At 60.3% G+C, this 16,471-nt stretch carries 13 protein-coding genes; 7 read left to right on the top strand and 6 right to left on the bottom strand.

Features of this window, described 5'->3' with window-relative positions; genetic code table 11:
* Together PMI37_RS02055 and PMI37_RS02050 are read left to right on the top strand one after the other, a co-directional pair.
* Window positions 1-857: efflux RND transporter periplasmic adaptor subunit (locus tag PMI37_RS02055; protein ID WP_008077538.1), on the top strand; the 857-nt coding region annotated here is incomplete at its 5' end.
* Window positions 854-3,943: an efflux RND transporter permease subunit gene (locus PMI37_RS02050; RefSeq protein ID WP_008077537.1), complete on the top strand. Its 3,090-nt coding sequence runs from the start codon at window positions 854-856 to the stop codon at window positions 3,941-3,943. The genes PMI37_RS02055 and PMI37_RS02050, both read left to right, overlap by 4 nt.
* A 49-nt stretch (window positions 3,944-3,992) precedes the next feature.
* Here the strand turns inward: PMI37_RS02050 and PMI37_RS02045 are convergent, their stop codons facing one another.
* Window positions 3,993-4,907 carry a LysR family transcriptional regulator gene (locus PMI37_RS02045; protein ID WP_008077536.1) on the bottom strand — a complete coding sequence of 305 codons (915 nt, stop codon included), beginning with the start codon at window positions 4,905-4,907 and terminating at the stop codon, window positions 3,993-3,995.
* A gap of 213 nt (window positions 4,908-5,120) precedes the next feature.
* On the opposite strand from PMI37_RS02045, the gene PMI37_RS02040 reads away from it, so the two are divergent.
* Complete coding sequence (locus PMI37_RS02040) at window positions 5,121-6,452, top strand: nucleobase:cation symporter-2 family protein (protein ID WP_008077535.1); 1,332 nt, start codon at window positions 5,121-5,123, stop codon at window positions 6,450-6,452.
* Window positions 6,453-6,483: 31 nt separating this feature from the next.
* Window positions 6,484-6,993 (top strand): nucleoside deaminase, encoded by a 510-nt coding sequence (locus PMI37_RS02035; protein WP_008077533.1) that lies wholly within the window; start codon window positions 6,484-6,486, stop codon window positions 6,991-6,993.
* A gap of 114 nt (window positions 6,994-7,107) precedes the next feature.
* Here PMI37_RS02035 and PMI37_RS02030 read toward each other — a convergent pair whose 3' ends face one another.
* Entirely contained in the window at window positions 7,108-8,229 is a 1,122-nt protein-coding gene (locus PMI37_RS02030) for an SMP-30/gluconolactonase/LRE family protein (protein ID WP_008077531.1), read from the bottom strand.
* 257 nt (window positions 8,230-8,486) lie between these two features.
* Between PMI37_RS02030 and PMI37_RS02025 the strand changes: the two genes are divergently transcribed.
* Both PMI37_RS02025 and PMI37_RS02020 read left to right on the top strand, forming a co-directional pair.
* The gene (locus PMI37_RS02025; protein ID WP_045122936.1) at window positions 8,487-9,992 is read left to right on the top strand and encodes a sensor domain-containing diguanylate cyclase; all 1,506 of its coding nucleotides are present in this window, start codon (window positions 8,487-8,489) and stop codon (window positions 9,990-9,992) included.
* Window positions 9,993-10,167: 175 nt separating this feature from the next.
* A complete protein-coding gene (locus PMI37_RS02020) occupies window positions 10,168-11,103 on the top strand; it encodes a LysR family transcriptional regulator (RefSeq protein WP_008077527.1) in 936 nt (311 codons plus the stop codon).
* On the opposite strand, the gene PMI37_RS02015 is transcribed toward PMI37_RS02020, so the two are convergent.
* The 4 genes from PMI37_RS02015 to PMI37_RS02000 all read right to left on the bottom strand — a co-directional run bounded on the left by PMI37_RS02015 (window position 11,088) and on the right by PMI37_RS02000 (window position 15,261).
* Window positions 11,088-11,534, bottom strand: a complete 447-nt coding sequence (locus PMI37_RS02015) for a GlcG/HbpS family heme-binding protein (protein WP_008077517.1) — start codon at window positions 11,532-11,534, stop codon at window positions 11,088-11,090. The two genes, PMI37_RS02020 and PMI37_RS02015, sit on opposite strands and share 16 nt — an antisense overlap.
* Before the next feature lie 11 nt (window positions 11,535-11,545).
* Complete coding sequence (locus tag PMI37_RS02010; protein ID WP_008077516.1) at window positions 11,546-12,895, bottom strand: metal-dependent hydrolase family protein; 1,350 nt, start codon at window positions 12,893-12,895, stop codon at window positions 11,546-11,548.
* 186 nt (window positions 12,896-13,081) lie between these two features.
* On the bottom strand, window positions 13,082-14,239 hold the full coding sequence (locus tag PMI37_RS02005; protein WP_008077514.1) for an alpha/beta hydrolase family protein: 1,158 nt from the start codon (window positions 14,237-14,239) through the stop codon (window positions 13,082-13,084).
* A 59-nt stretch (window positions 14,240-14,298) separates the two neighbouring features.
* Complete coding sequence (locus PMI37_RS02000; protein WP_008077512.1) at window positions 14,299-15,261, bottom strand: LysR family transcriptional regulator; 963 nt, start codon at window positions 15,259-15,261, stop codon at window positions 14,299-14,301.
* Window positions 15,262-15,518: 257 nt separating this feature from the next.
* Between PMI37_RS02000 and PMI37_RS01995 the strand changes: the two genes are divergently transcribed.
* Window positions 15,519-16,460 carry a VOC family protein gene (locus PMI37_RS01995; RefSeq protein ID WP_008077510.1) on the top strand — a complete coding sequence of 314 codons (942 nt, stop codon included), beginning with the start codon at window positions 15,519-15,521 and terminating at the stop codon, window positions 16,458-16,460.
* Window positions 16,461-16,471: the final 11 nt, after the last annotated feature.

The raw sequence follows: 16,471 nt of genomic DNA, 5'->3' as shown, positions 1-16,471 counted from the left end.
GGGGCCAGCCGCTGATGCGGCTCGACCCGATCGACCTCGGGTTGCAAGCGCGGGCGCAGCAGGCGGCGGTCATTGCAGCTCACGCCCGCGCCAAACAGACGGCCGACGATGAAGCTCGCTATCGCAAACTGGTCGGCGTTGGCGCCATTTCGGCATCAGCCTACGATCAGTTCAGAGCCGCCGCAGAGACTGCAAAAGCGCAGCTCAACGCCGCGCAAGCGCAAGCGGACGTAGCGCGTAATGCTTCAGGTTATGCGCTGCTGGTCGCTGATGCGGACGGTGTGGTGGTGGAAACCCTCGCCGAACCCGGACAAGTGATCAGCCCGGGACAACCGGTGGTTCGACTGGCGCGCGCCGGTCAACGCGAAGCCATCGTGCATCTGCCGGAAACCCTGCGTCCGGCTGCGGGCTCTACCGCGCAAGCGAGTCTCTACGGGGTGGATTCAGCGGCGGTGACGGTGAAACTGCGGCTGCTTTCGGACTCGGCCGATCAAACAACGCGCACGTTTGAGGCGCGCTATGTGCTTGAAGGGCCGCTGGCCAATGCGCCGATCGGTGCGACAGTGACCCTCAGAATTGCCGAGGGCGCCAGCCAGACACAGGCGTTACAAGTCCCCATCGCGGCTGTTTACGACCCGGGCAAAGGTCCGGGTGTTTGGGTGATCGCCGGGGTACCGGCAAAGGTGAGCTGGCGAGCGGTTCAGGTGTTGGGATTGAGCGATGATTCGGCACGTATCGCTGCGGGCCTCAATGCCGGTGAGCAGGTTGTTGCGCTCGGCGCCCATTTGCTGCGCGATGGCGAAGAGGTGAGGTTGCTCCCGCAGAGCGAGGCCCGCGTTGCCGGGAGTCGCCCATGAGCGAGGGACGATTCAATATTTCCGCCATCGCCGTACGCGAGCGAGCGATCACGGTCTTTCTGATCTTTCTGATCGCAGTTGCAGGGACGTTGTCGTTCTTTCAGCTAGGGCGTGCCGAAGATCCTCCGTTCACGGTCAAGCAGATGACGGTCATTACCGCGTGGCCGGGCGCGACGGCGCAAGAGATGCAGGATCAGGTCGCCGAACCCCTTGAAAAGCGCCTGCAAGAACTCAAGTGGTACGACCGCTCGGAAACCTATACCCGTCCGGGACTCGCGTTCACGATGGTGTCGTTGCTCGATAGCACGCCGCCCGCGCAAGTGCAGGAAGAGTTCTATCAAGCGCGCAAGAAACTCGACGATGAGGCGATCAAGTTGCCGGCCGGCGTGATCGGGCCGATGGTCAACGATGAGTTTTCCGACGTGACCTTCGCGCTGTTCGCCTTGAAAGCCAAAGGCGAGCCCCAGCGCTTGCTGGTGCGTGATGCGGAAGCCATGCGCCAGCGTTTGTTGCATGTGCCAGGTGTGAAAAAGGTCAACATCATCGGTGAGCAAGCCGAGCGCATCTACGTTTCGTTTTCCCATGACCGGTTGGCGACCCTTGGCTTGTCGCCGCAGGACATCTTCGCCGCGCTGAACAGTCAGAACGTGCTGACACCCGCCGGCTCGATCGAAACCAACGGGCCACAGGTTTTTCTGCGTCTCGACGGTGCTTTCGACAAGGTGCAGAAAATTCGCGACACACCGGTCTCCGTGCAGGGACGCACACTCAAGCTTTCTGATGTGGCAACGGTTGAACGCGGTTACGAAGATCCGGCCACTTTTGTTGTGCGCAATAACGGTGAAGACGCGCTGCTGCTGGGTGTGGTGATGCGCGAGGGCTGGAACGGGCTGGATCTGGGCAACGCGCTTGATGCGGAGTCCGCGCGGATAAATGGGGAAATGCCATTGGGCATGACCCTCTCCAAAGTTACCGATCAAGCGGTGAATATCGACTCCGCAGTCGGCGAGTTCATGGTCAAGTTTTTTGTCGCGCTGCTGGTGGTCATGCTCGTGTGCTTTCTCAGCATGGGCTGGCGAGTAGGGGTGGTGGTCGCCGCGGCTGTGCCGTTGACCCTGGCGATCGTGTTCGTGGTGATGGCCGCCACCGGCAAGAATTTCGATCGGATTACCCTCGGCTCATTGATCCTCGCGCTGGGGCTGTTGGTCGATGACGCGATCATCGCCATTGAAATGATGGTGGTGAAAATGGAGGAGGGCTACGATCGCATCAAAGCGTCCGCCTACGCCTGGAGTCATACGGCGGCGCCGATGTTGGCCGGTACGCTGGTGACGGCGATCGGTTTTTTGCCGAACGGTTTTGCGCAGTCCACTGCTGGCGAGTACACCAGTAACATGTTCTGGATTGTCGGCATCGCCCTGATCGCTTCCTGGGTCGTCGCGGTGGCGTTCACCCCGTATCTGGGCGTGAAGTTGTTGCCGGACATCAAGAAGGTCGAAGGCGGGCATGCGGCTATCTATAACACGCCGCGTTACAACCGCTTTCGCCGGGTGTTGACGCAGGTTATCGCGCACAAATGGCTGGTCGCGGCAGCGGTTTTCGCGCTGTTCTTCGTGGCGGCGGCAGGCATGGGCGTGGTGAAAAAGCAGTTCTTCCCGACGTCTGACCGACCCGAGGTCATGATCGAAGTGCAAATGCCCTACGGCACGTCGATCGAGCAGACCAGCGCCACGGCTGCCAAGGTCGAAGCCTGGCTGCACAAGCAGGATGAGGCAAAAATCGTCACGGCCTACATCGGGCAAGGTGCGCCACGTTTTTTCCTGGCGATGGCGCCAGAACTGCCCGATCCATCGTTCGCCAAGATCGTGGTGCTTACGGGAAGTGAGGAGGCGCGGGAAACCCTCAAATTGCGTTTTCGTCAGGCCGTTGCTGAAGGGCTCGCCCCGGAGGCCCGTCTCAGGGCGTCGCAAATTGTCTTCGGTCCTTATTCGCCGTTTCCGGTTGCCTACCGGGTGATGGGACCAGATCCGGCGAAGTTGCGCGACATCGCCGAGCAGGTCCGGGGCGTGCTGCAAGACAGCCCGATGATGAGAACCGTCAACACTGACTGGGGACCGCTGACCCCGACACTGCATTTCAGTCTCGATCAGGACCGTCTGCAAGCTGTGGGGCTGACCTCCAATGCGGTCGCCCAGCAACTGCAGTTCCTGCTGAGCGGAGTGCCGATCACGGCGGTTCGCGAGGATATTCGTTCTGTGCAGGTCGTCGGTCGTGCCGCCGGCAACATCAGGCTCGACCCGGCGCAAATCAAGGGTTTCACCCTGGTCGGGGCGGCGGGACAACGCATCCCGTTGTCGCAGATCGGCGAGGTCGATGTGCGTATGGAGGATCCGATTCTGCGGCGCCGTGACCGTACGCCGACCATCACCGTACGTGGCGACATTGCCGAAGGCCTGCAGCCACCGGATGTTTCGGCTGTGATCCTCAAGCAGTTGCAGCCGATCATCGAGACCCTGCCATCCGGTTATCGGATCGAGCAGGCAGGGGCGATCGAGGAGTCCGGCAAAGCGGGCAAGGCGATCTTGCCGTTGCTGCCGATCATGATCGCCATGACGTTGCTGATCATCATTGTGCAGGTACGTTCTATCGCGGCGATGATCATGGTTTTCCTCACCTCACCGTTAGGCTTGATTGGCGTGGTGCCGACGCTGCTTGTTTTCAATCAGCCGTTTGGCATCAATGCGCTGGTCGGCTTGATTGCGTTGTCGGGGATACTGATGCGCAATACCCTGATTCTGATCGGGCAGATTCATCACAACACGCAAGAAGGTCTGGAGCCCTTTCATGCCGTGGTCGAAGCCACGGTGCAACGTGCGCGACCGGTATTGCTGACGGCGCTGGCGGCCATCCTGGCGTTTATTCCCCTGACACACTCAGTGTTCTGGGGGACGCTGGCCTACACCCTGATCGGCGGCACCTTCGTCGGCACCATCATGACGCTGGTGTTCCTGCCGGCGATGTACGCCATTTGGTTCAAGATTCGTCCTGACCACAAGACTCAGCCTGAAACAGTCAAACTGACGTAGTTACAAAACCTGAAATCGAGGCCCGCTGGCGGGCCTCTTTGTACCCACGTCAAAGCGTGGTGATCTGCCCATTGCGATCCAGTTCATACACCTTGTTGCCCTGCAATTTCTCCTTCAGCCAGCGCTCCGCCTTGCCCAGCGGTCGTTGTCGCGCCCACAGCAGATCCACACCAATCTGCCAGTCGGTATGCGGATACGCCGAGAGCTGCAGTTCCACCAGCTCACCCTTGGCCAGTTCGCGCTGAACAAGCTGGCGGGGCAGGGTGGCCCAGCCGAGTCCGGCGCGGACCATTTCCAGTAACGCCAGATAGCTTTCCGCTTGCCACAACTGGGTCGAGCGCAGGTATTCGCTGCTCGGCAGTTTGCTCGCGTGGGCGCTGAAGGCCAGGCGCCGATGGACGTGCAGGTCGTCGAAGCTGACGTTGTCGAGTTGCGCCAGTGCATGGTCGGGGTGGCAGACGTGCAGCATGATCAGTTTGCCCAACTGCTGGAACGCCAGTTCCTTGGGGTAGCCGGGCAGTGAGAACGCCACGCCAAGTACCGCTTCGCCGCTGCTGACCAGCTCGCTGACGTCGCCGTACACCGGGTGACGGATGATCAGGTCGACAAAGGGGAACGCGGCTTCGAAGGCTTTGAGCACCGGCATGATCGGGCCGTACGGCGTTTCAATCGCCAGTGTCAGGCTCGGTTCGACGTTGTCCGACAGGCAGTCGGCGTGGGCTTCGAAGGTCATGCAGCGTTCCAGTACGGCCTCGGCTTGGACCAGTAATTTGTGGCCGCTGGCGGTGAGGGCAGGGCTGCGGTTGCTGCGGTCGAACAGGTCGACGCCAAGGTCGGTTTCGAGGTTGGCAATCGCCGCACTGATGGTCGATTGGGTCTTGCCCAGTTTGCGTCCGGCGGCGGAGAACGATCCGCTTTTGACCACTTGGACGAACATCAACAGTTGATCGAGTGAGAAGCGCAAGCGTCGAACTCCGGGTCGAGGTGAGGGGGTTGCAGCGGCTAACGAATGAGTGATTGTGCCATCGAAAAAAGCGATGGTTGCTAATTTGTTTCATCGCAATAAACGTTCAAAGATGGCCCCGCGTCAAACGATCTCCGGGGCGGATCTACCCTTCAAACGCCCCTGAGCATGCCCGCGATTTCAACAGATGCCGCACCTTCAGGAGCGTGTGAAATGACCCCACAACGCATTCATCCGGTGGACGAGGTTTTGCCACTGCGACAGTTGTTCACGTTTGGCTTGCAGCATGTGCTGGTGATGTATGCGGGGGCGGTGGCTGTACCGCTGATTCTCGGGAGCGCGATGGGGCTGACGTCGGCGCAGATCGTGTTGCTGATCAACGCCAACCTGTTGACCTCTGGCGTGGCGACACTGATTCAAACCCTCGGTTTCTGGAAATTCGGCGCGCGGTTACCGCTGATTCAGGGCTGCTCGTTCATTGCCCTGGCGCCGATGATCATGATCGGCAAGGAATTCGGCCTCAGTCAGATTTTCGGCGCGGTAATTGCCGCAGGTTTCATTACGATTGCTGTGGCGCCGGTGTTCAGCCGCTTGCTACGGTTTTTTCCGCCGGTGGTGATTGGCAGTCTGATCACCATTATCGGCATCTCGCTGATGCCGGCGGCGGCGATCTGGTTGGGTGGGGGCAATCCCGACTCCGCGGACTTTGGCAATCCCGCCAACTTGTTGCTGGGCCTGGCCACGGTCAGTGTGACACTGGTGATTTACGCAAAGTTCAAGGGCTTTATCGGCAATCTCAGCGTGCTGATTGGCCTGTTCGTTGGCAGCCTGATCGCAGCGGCTTGCGGCATGACTCATTTCAGCCGGGTCAGCGAAGCCGCGTGGTTTGAGCTGAGTGCGCCGATGGCCTTCGGCGCGCCGGAATTCGCCCCGGTACCGATTCTGATCATGACCCTGGCGATGCTGGTGATCATGGCCGAAACCACTGGCAACTGCCTGGCCATCGGCAAATTGACCGGCAAACCGACCACGCAACAAACCCTCGGCAACGCGTTTCGCGCCGACGGTTTGTCGACCATGCTCGGCGGCTTGTTCAACAGTTTTCCCTACAACGCCTTCACCCAGAACACCGGTTTGATCGCGCTTTCCAATGTGAAAAGCCGCTTCGTCGTGGCCGCTGCCGGGGCAATCATGGTGCTGATGGGCTTGTTCCCGAAACTCGGCGCGTTGATCGCGGCAGTGCCGACGCCGGTGCTCGGCGGCTGCGCGATCGTCATGTTTGGCATGACCACGGTGGCGGGGATTCAAGAGCTGTCGCGGGTGCAATTCGAAGGGACGCGCAACGGCATCATCGTCGCCGTGTCGGTCAGTGTTGGCGTGCTGCCGATGTCCTTTCCGGCTCTATTCGAGCACGTCGGCCCGACTTTGAAACTGGTGCTCGACAGCGGAATTTTCCTCGGTGCGATCACCGCCATCCTCCTCAACGTCCTGCTCAACAACGACAAAAAATCGACCGAAACCATCGGCGCTGAATTAGCAGACTGACTTTTTATCTTCCACTGCCCAGGAGTTACCCATGAATCAATTCACTCAGCTCATCCCGGCCGGCGTCAGCGAACTGGATCTGACGTTATTGCGCCAGACAATCGCCTTGTCCGAGGCATCGAAACAACGCGGTCGCCATCCGTTCGCGGCGTTGGTAGCTGACCGCAACGGCAAGGTGATTGTCGAAGCGGGGAACAACTCCATGCCGCCGGAGGGCGATCCTACTCAGCACGCGGAGTTGGTGGCGGCAGCGGCGGCGGCCAAGCTGCTGTCGCCGCAGGAGCTGGAACTTTGCACGCTGTACACCAGCGCCGAACCTTGCTGCATGTGCGCCGGCGCGGTGTATTGGACGGGGATCGGGCGGGTGGTTTATGCCTTGTCGGAGCATGCGTTGCTGGGATTGACGGGTGACCATCCGGAGAACCCGACGTTCTCGCTGCCATGCCGCGAGGTATTCGCCAAGGGGCAGCGCAAGGTCAGTGTGTTGGGGCCGATGCTGGAGGGCGAGGCGGCTGAACCGCATAAAGGCTTCTGGTCGTAAACGGCTGTTGGGCACCTGCCATCATCCATTTGGGCTTGAATGCCGCGCATCCTCGGATGCGCGGCAGACTATTGTTCCGCTGCTCACTAATCCAACGCGAGACGAACCGCGCTTTTACAACGCAAACGTAGTCCCACGAGTATTCACAAACAGCGAATAGATCGAGTGACTGCTGGCCATGAACAGCCGATTCCCTTCGCGTCCTCCGAAGCACAGGTTCGGGCAGCGCTCTGGTAGCGAAATGTGCCCGATGGCTTTGCCCTGCGGATTGAAAACGCGCACGCCGTCGAGTTTTTCCAGATCGGCCTTGGGATCGCCATTGCCGCCCCAGCCGCACCACAGGTTGCCCGCTTCGTCGCATTTGATGCCGTCGATCGCAGCGTACTCAAGCCCTTCGATGTGCTTGCGGCGTTCACCGAGGGTTCCGTCGTCCTTCACGGCAATCGCCCAGATCAGGCGATTGGGCTTGGCGCGTCCTTCGACGACGTACAGGGTTTTTTCATCCGGAGAAAAGCACAGGCCGTTGGGGCCGTTGAGGTCGTCGATGACCCGCGTGACTTTTTTGCTCTCGCCGTCGATGCGGTAGACAGCGTGGGGTTGGCTCGGGGTGATTTTGTGGCCTTCGTAGTTGTTGCCGGTCTGGAAGGGCGGGTCGCTGAACCAGATCGATCCGTCACTTTTGCAGACGATGTCGTTGGGCGAGTTGAAGGGTTTGCCGTCAAAGCTGTCGGCCAGCACGGTGATCGTGCCATTGGCTTCGGTGCGCGTGATGCGCCGGCCTTCGCTGGTGGTGGTGGAGCCTTCGCAGACGATCAGACGTCCTTGGCGATCCCGGAACATGCCGTTGGAAAAGTTGGAGTGTTCGCGGTACACGGAGAAAGTGTCAGTGATTTCGTCCCAGCGCATGATGCGATTGTTGGGGATGTCGCTGACCAACAGATAGCGGCCATCACCGACCCACACCGGCCCTTCGGCCCAGCGCATACCGGTGGCGAGTTTCTCGACGCTGGCGTTGAAAATACGCAGATCTAGGAAGCTGTCATCGAGGATGTGAATCAGCGGATCAGGGTAGCGCTGACTCAAGGGCTCGGCGGCCTCGGCGACCCGGGCAAGTGTGGTGCCGCCGACGGTAGCGAGCGTGGCGGAAACGGCGAGGGACTTTTTCAGGAAGCTGCGGCGGGTATTGCCTACCGCGCGGTCAAGGCTTTCAGGCTTGGCGGACAGGGATGAGTCCATGTAGCGATCTCCGTGGTTTTATTGTTTTTGGGGGAGAGGTAGTAATACCTTGTGTTAGGACATCGTACAACTCATTCGTGGATTCTGTTACTGAGCCTGTGTCGCGAGACTTCACTCAGTGATTCCCTGAACAATCTGTTGCTGCAACGTTTCACCACTGCTTGTATCCTTGCTCGCGGCGAGCGCAGGAGTCTGCAGCCATTGAGTCGCTCATGAGTCGCTGGAACGGAAAACCGGACTTTCCAAAAGGTAGCAATGTGAAGCGTGATACTCATCTGGTTGTGCTTTTGTTGTGTGTGATCGGTTGTTCCCTCGCGTCCTTGACGGTGTGGAAAGTGTTGGCCTCTCGAGAGCGCGCACTGGAAGAAGTCAACGTCCATGGCTTGAACCTGACCCAGGCGTTGGCGACGTACTCCGAAGGCATCGTGCGCCAGAGTTCATTGCTGTTGCTCGGCCTCGTCGAACGTCTGGAAACCGAAGGCAGTGGCCCCGCGCAGATTCAGCGGCTGAGTACCCTGGTCAAGCGCCAGGAACCGTTGATGCCGCAGCTCAGTGGCATCACCATCTACGACACTCAGGGCCGCTGGCTGATGTCTTCCAACCGGCCGATTCCCGCCGGGTCGAACAGCAGTGATCGCGCCTATTTCATCCATCATCGCGATGATCCCTCCCGCGAGACTTTCATCGGGCCACCGATTCAGAGCCGCTCCAATCAGGAATGGGTGATTACCGTCAGTCGCCGTTTCAACGATGCTCACGGCGAGTTTGCCGGCGTGGTGGCGGTGACGTTGGGGGTGGAAAACTTCCTGCGCCTGTTTGGCAAGCTCGACGTCGGGCAGGACGGCGCCATCGGCTTGTCGTATACCGATGGCACGTTGCTGGTTCGCTATCCATTTCGCGAGCAGGACATGGGCCGCAACTTTTCCAAGTCGCCCATCTATGCGAAGTATCTGGTCGATCACTCAGTCGGCACCGCGTCGTTCACCTCCAGCCTGGACGGCGTTGAGCGGCTGTACGCCTTCCGCAAGAGCGATCGGCTGCCCTTGATCACCACCGTCGCCCTCGGCAAACGCGAGGCATTGGCCGCGTGGCGCCTGGAGGCGTTGCTGTCGGCCGTGGTGGTGGCTGGGCTACTTGGGCTTACAGGCTTGATCGGCTGGTTCCTGATTCTGGATATCCGCCGGCGCACCAAGGCCGAAGATCAATTGCGCGGGACGCAGCAGCAGTTGCTCTCATCCAATCGGCAACTCGAGTTGCTCGCGATGAAAGACGCATTGATGGGGCTGGCCAACCGACGCTGTTTTGACGAGAGTCTCGCCATCGAAGCACGGCGCGCAAAACGTGACGGTACGACGCTGGCATTGCTGATGATAGATATCGATTACTTCAAGCTGTTCAACGACTCATTCGGTCATGTCGCCGGTGATGCCTGCCTGCAAACCGTCGGCAAGATCCTCGAGGAATGTGTGCGTCGACCGTCAGATCTGGTGGCGCGTTATGGCGGCGAAGAGATGGGCATCATCATGCCGGACACTGACGCTGACGGTGCCGCAGTGGTGGCGCAACTCATCCTCGACCGCCTGAAGCAAGAGAACATCAACCACAGCGCCAGCCCGTTCGGGCGCCTGAGCGTGAGCATCGGCATCGCCACGGCAACCGACGCGCAACTCGAGGACTTGCAGGGATTCATCGAAGCGGCTGATCAGGCGCTGTACAAGGCCAAGGCGCTGGGGCGTAACCAGTTTGCGCGTGACGGCCAATAGCCGATGTTCTTTACTCCAGGAGCCGCACTGGCGCCTGGTATCGCCGTTGACGATACCTGTCAGTGAAGCACGCGATTGGTGCAACGGTAAGCCGCTGGTTAAGGTCATGATTTCTAGTGGATCCTGCCCGTCATTGCGGGCCGACACTTGAGCCACCGCCTTCGACGGAACCGACATGCGCTATCGACGCCTCGACCTTAATCTGTTGGTTGCGCTGGACGCTTTGCTGAGCGAGTGCAGTGTCAGCCGGGCGGCCGAGCGTCTATGCCTGGGACAGTCAGCCGCCAGTTCGGCATTGGGCCGTTTGCGTGAACATTTCAATGACCCGTTACTGGTGCCAGTGGGGCGACGCCTGGAACCCACCGCGTTGGGGCAGGCGTTGCTGCCAAAAGTGCGTGCGGCGCTTGAACTGACCCGGGAAATCGTCGACGCGCCGCTGGATTTTGATCCGGCACATTGCACTCGGCACATCACCCTGGTCGCCTCCGATTACGTCGCCGACGTGCTGCTGCCAGCGGTCAGCCGTGCATTGGCACGCATGGCTCCGGGCATTCGCTTGAGCCTGCGTGACATGCCCGTGCCGCGCGACGGCGATGTCGTCAGCGAAGCACTCGATTATCGGCGCAGTGATTGCGTCATCGTGCCGCAGCGCCGGTTGAATCCGGCCTATCCCCATGTGCCGCTCATGACGGACCAGCTCTGTTGCATCGTCTGCGCGCAACAGCCACAGTTTGCCGAGCAACTGAGCATGGCCGACTATTGCGCCGCGGCGCATGTGGTGCGCGAGTTCGCTGACGGGCACAACCTGGCGATGGACGCCATGCACCTGCATGAACTCGGGATTGAGCGGCAAGTGGCGGTGACCGTTGAAAGCTTTGTGCTGATGCCGGAGTTCATCGTTGGCACCGCGCGCATTGCCACGGTGTTTCAACGACAGGCGCAACGCTTCGCCCAGCGTCATCCGTTGCGTATTCTCCCGGCGCCGGTAGCGTTTCCCGAGGCCGTTCAAGTCTTGCAATGGCATCCCTATCAAGCACACGACCCGGTCATGCAGTGGTTTCGCGGCCTGCTCGTGGAACAGGCCGCATTGCTCGATCAACCCTCTGGCTGATCGCCGCTGTCGGCGAGCAATCCGGCCTTGGCGATGGCCATCAATGCGCAGCGCTCGTCGTTGTCCGAGGTATCGCCACTGATGCCGATGGCCCCGAGCACCACGCCCTCGGCATTTCGAATCAGCACGCCGCCCGCCACCGGAATCACCTCGCCGCCGGTCAAACTGTTGATCGCATCGAAAAACGCCGGCATGGCCTGCGCGCGTCGCGCCAGTTCACGTCCGCCAAAACCCATGCCCAGGCAGCCACGCGCCTTGCCGATGGCGATTTGCGGGCGCAGGAAGCTGGCGTGTTCGTCGCGCAGAACCGCCAAGGGATGGGCGGCGGCATCCAGTACGGCGACGCCCAGCGGTTTGATCCCGGTTTCCCGAGCGATACGGATGGCATCGCTGGCCATGTTCGTCGCAGTCAGTAAATCAAGTCGTTGCATGGCCTCTGTCCTCATACGGCCCACTTGCCCAGTTGGGCCACGCGGTCGCGGGTGTAAAGATCAGTCCATTTCAGCGAATTGAAATCGGACACTTGCTTGGGGTTGTAGGGGCTGCGATCCATGCGCACCGATTGCCCGGCCTTGTAAACGGCCTTCAGGCGCGAACGATCCTGAAGGATGCGAATGTCGTTCAGCGGTGAACCGTCGAGCACGAGGAAGTCTGCCTGCTTGCCCACTTGCAGGGTGCCGAGGGTTTCACCGCGCGGCATGCAGCGCGCGCCGACAGCGGTCGCGGCGTATAACGCTTCGGCCGGGGTGAATCCGAGGCGAGTCACCAGCAACTCCAGCTCACGGGCGTGCCACTCGCCGTAGGGCGTCACCGCAAAACCGCTGTCACTGCCGCAGGCAAACGGTACGCCGGCTGCTTTGGCGCGTTTGAGTACCGCCGAACCGACCTCCAGTGTGCGCGCACAGTAACCGGCATAACCGGTGCTGATCGCCGGATCATGGGGCTGACAGAAATCCACGGTGTTCTGCGGGAAGGTCATGGTCGGCGCCAGAATGCTGCCGGCCTCTAGCAGTGCTTCGATGCAGGCGTCGTCCATGTAAAAGGCATGGAAAACCAGATCAACGCCGGCGCGCGCCGCGTACATCACGGCTTCGCGACCGTAGGCGTGGGTGGCGACCTTGCAGCCCAGACGATGCGCTTCCTCGACCATTTCGAAGGTCTCGTCGGCGGTGAAGGCCGCAATGATTTCGCCGTTGGGGCGACGGTGCGTGCCGTCCATGGCGATCTTGATCAGGTCGACGCCATCCTTGGCCTGCTTGCGGATCTCCGCGAGGGCGTCGCTACGACTGGTGACCAATTGGGCGGTGAAGTACTCCGGAGCGCCGACCCGACTAGGGAACCAGTCATTGAGACTCTGCCGATTGGTGATGACGCGGCTGCTGGCCGCGATCCTCGGGCCTTCGAACAAACCAGCGGTCACCGCATTGCGCACGGCGATGCTGAGCTGACCGCTGTCGCCGGGGCAGACCATGCTGGTGACGCCGGCGGCCAGCACGTGTTGCGCGAAGAACATCCCGCGCAACGCGCGAAATTCGTCGCTGGTCCACAGATCAATGTCTTCCTCGCTCTGCGCGTTGCCGAAGGCCAGATGCGTGTGCACATCCACCAGCCCCGGCATGACGAAATTATCCCCCGCATCCACCCGTGTATCGCCTGGCTTGGGAGCGGGTGCCAGCGCGGTGGGCCCGACGTAACTGAGCAGGCCGTTTTCGACGATCAATGTCTGTTGTTGGCGGGTTTGCAGTCCGGTGCCGTCAAACAAGGTCTGGCATTTCAGGTGCAGGGCAGTCATGGCGTCTTCGCTATGTGATTGTTATGCAAAGAGAGGCTAGAGAGCAGGCGAGGGGACGACCAGCAGATTGCATCGATGCCTGCGCATTGATGGCATCAATAGCTGCGCCGGGCTGAAGCCATCAACGAAAACGCCGGACAATCGCGAGATTGTCCGGCGTTTTTCATGGCGTGTTTTTTCAGTGGATCAAGCGGTACGGCCGCCCAAGGTTTCGGCGATCCAGTCAGCAATGTAATGCCCGGCATTGATGCTGTTGTCGAAGCTCGAATGCTGCACACCACCTTCACGTTCGGTGAAGATTTTCAGTTCACATTTTGGACTGTTGACCAGTTGTTCGTAGGTGCGATGCGCCCACTTCAACGGAATCTGCGAATCCTGTTCACCATGGGTCACGAGGAAGGGCACCTTGATCCGGTCGAGCACGCCATCGAGGTGCACGTTTTCAGCGATGGTCATGAACTCTTCGACGTCCCTGGCGCCCCAAACCCAGCAGACATGTGCCCAGTAGTGCGGCACCGGGAAGCTGCCTTCTTTTTCCAGTCGACGCTTTTGCACATCACGCCAGTCATGGTTGGCCCCCCACACGACGCCGCAGGCGAAGCGTGGTTCGAAGGCAACCGCGCGCGGGCAGTAATAGCCGCCCAACGAGACACCTTCGAGGCCGATACGTTTGGCATCAACATCGCTTCGGGTTTCCAGCCAATCCACCACGCGACTGGCCCAGTGTTCACTGTCGAATCGCGCGGTCAGGCCATGCAGGCGCAGCGCTTCGCCGGTGCCGGGCTGGTCAATGATCAGCGAAGAGATGCCGCGTTTCGCCAGCCAGGCTGGCAGGCCCACGCGGTATTTCATTTCTTTGGTCGAGTCCAGACCGTTGACCTGCACCAGAATCGGCGCAGGCCCCTCGACGCCTTCGGCGCGCACCAGCAAGCCGGAAAGATGTTTGCCCTCGTACGGGATTTCCACCCGTTCGCAGGTTTCCCGCGACAGTTCGATGCCGCGCTTGAAGGTTTGCAGGAAGCGTTGATAGAGCTCGGTTCGCCCCGGAGCGCCATGGGCTTGCAGGCGCTCGCAGGTCAAATAATAGGTGGCGGCGCGGTTGTATTTCTCGCCAGCCGAGAGCATCCGGCCATTGCCTTCGTCTTCCTCGGCCAGACCGCAGAGCTTGTCGGCCATTTTTGCCCAGGTTTCGCGAAAGGCACGGGTGCCGGCCGCGTCTGGCTGTTTCGCAGCCTCTTGCAGCGGGGCGCACATCTCTTCGATTTCACCCATGCGGGCGCCCATTTCAATGGCCAGGTCGACAGAGAGATTCCAAACGTAGTTGGTCGGGAAATAGCGAAACATGATTATTGTTGTCCTTGTGGTTGCCTTGGCATTCCCAAGGCACGTTAAGGATCACCCGACTAATTGGCCAATCGTGACGGCGGATACGAGGTATCGCGAGATACGATGGGCACGTGTTGCAGATGCTGGATGGATTCGCTGATGCGTTCGCGCAGCCAGCGGTGCATCGGGTCGCCGTCAACGCTGCGGTGCCACAACATGTATTCGCGCATGACCGGAATTTTCACCGGTGGCGGCAGGATGCGCAGCGGCAGATAGTGCGCGTAGAGGTTCGCCAGACGCTGGTGCATCGTGGCGATGCGCTGCGTGCCGACAATCAGTTGCGGCAGGGTATTGAAGTCGCTGGTGATCACTTCAATGCGCCGATTGAAGCCGTACTGATTCATGAACCATTCTTCGATGCTCATGTGGCGGGTACGGCCAAATCCCACCGAAACATGGCCCATCTGCATGTACTGCTCAAGGGTCAGGGTGTCGCCGACTTGGGTATTGCCTTGCCACACTACGCACACATGTTCTTCCTCAAAGAGCAGGCGCGAAGGGTGGCCGTCAATGATGTAGCGCTCGGGAACAATCATCAGGTCGACTTCGCCACGCACCAGCAGTTCGCCGGAATTGTCGCTGGGGCCAAGCATTTCGAAGGTGATGTTGGGCGCTTCCTGATGAATGTTCTGGATCACCTGGGCGAACAGCACGCTGATCAGATAGTCCGAGGTCACCAAGCGAAAATGTCGCTTGCTGGTGGCCGGGTCGAACACCGGTTTGGCGGTAATCGAGGACTGGATCGTCAACAGGACTTCACGCACCGGTTTTGCCAGTTCCGTGGCGTAGGGCGTGGGCTGCATCTTGCGTCCGACCTGGACCAGCAGCTCATCCTCAAAGTAGGTGCGCAATCGCGCGAGCACGCCGCTGGTGGCGGATTGGGTCATGTGCAGGCGTTCAGCCGCGCGGGTGATGTTCTGCTCTTCGAGCAATACATCGAGCGCGACCAGCAGGTTCAGATCCAGATGGTTGAAACGCATGGGCAGGTCCGTTCTTGTATTTATTTTCGCAATACATTCGAACGATTCCATCGGCACGTCAACCTTCGTCTCAGGTATCGCGTTTGCCGATAGGTCGCATCCCGACTCGCGATTAGTCAGTTGCCAACCCTTGCGCCAATCTTCGCCGCAGTCGGCCCTGCAGCCGACACCACCACCGGTTTCCAGTCAGGCCCGGCGCGCTGTAAGGCGTCCATGGCGACAGTCACCGGATCATAATTTCAATGGAGTGGTAAGCCATGAACATCATTGGCCTTGATGCCCTGATTTTTGGCGTCGATGACATTCAAGCCTGCACCGATTGCCTGCGCGACTACGGCCTTGCGCCGGTCGGCGTTGACAGCAACGGCGGGCGTTTCGAAGCGCTGGACGGTACCGCCGTGATTATCCGCCGAGCCGACGACCCTGATTTGCCGGTGGCGATCGGCCCGGCGCCGTCGATTCGCGAGACGGTCTACGGGGTCGCTGCGCTCAGTGATCTGGATGCCATCGAAGATGAGCTGGCGCGTGATCGTAGCGTCCGTCGTGATCAACACGGCGTGCTGCACAGCGTTGACGACATGGGTTTCGCCATCGCGTTTCAGGTCAGTGTGCGCAAGCCTTACAGCGCACCGGATGACCTGACCAACGCCGCCGGCCATGCGCCACAGCGGCCACTTAACCAGCCGGGCATTACCCTCGATATGGGCGCCGTCCCGCGCACTTTGTCGCACGTGGTGTATTTCGTACCCGATGCGGCGAAAGCGGAAGCCTTTTACGCCGAGCGTCTGGGTTTTCGCACCACCGACACCTTCATTGGCGCCGGGCCGTTCATGCGCCCAGCCGGCTCTGACGATCACCATTGCCTGTTCATGATCCAGACCCCGCCGCACATGAAGGGCTGCGAACACTTCACCTTCCACATGGGCAGCGGCACCGAAGTGCTGCTGGCCGGGACGCGTTTCGAGCAAAAAGGCTGGACCAGTTTCTGGGGCCCGGGCCGTCACCTGTTTGGCTCCAACTGGTTCTGGTACTTCAACAGTCCGCTGGGCTGCCACATCGAATACGACGCCGACATGGACAAGCACGATGACGCCTGGGAGGCCCGTCGCGCGCCGCTGTCGGCGGATAACTCGCAGCTGTTCCTGTTCAGCGCGAAAGAAAAATGGGCCCCCGGTGGCCCGCCGCCAAAACTCGGTTGAGGCCGGCGCTG

This window comes from Pseudomonas sp. GM80, assembly GCF_000282515.1.
GTDB lineage: Bacteria > Pseudomonadota > Gammaproteobacteria > Pseudomonadales > Pseudomonadaceae > Aquipseudomonas.
The sequence above is the reverse complement of the archived record's forward strand: the minus strand, read 5'-3'. Positions and strand labels throughout refer to the sequence as shown.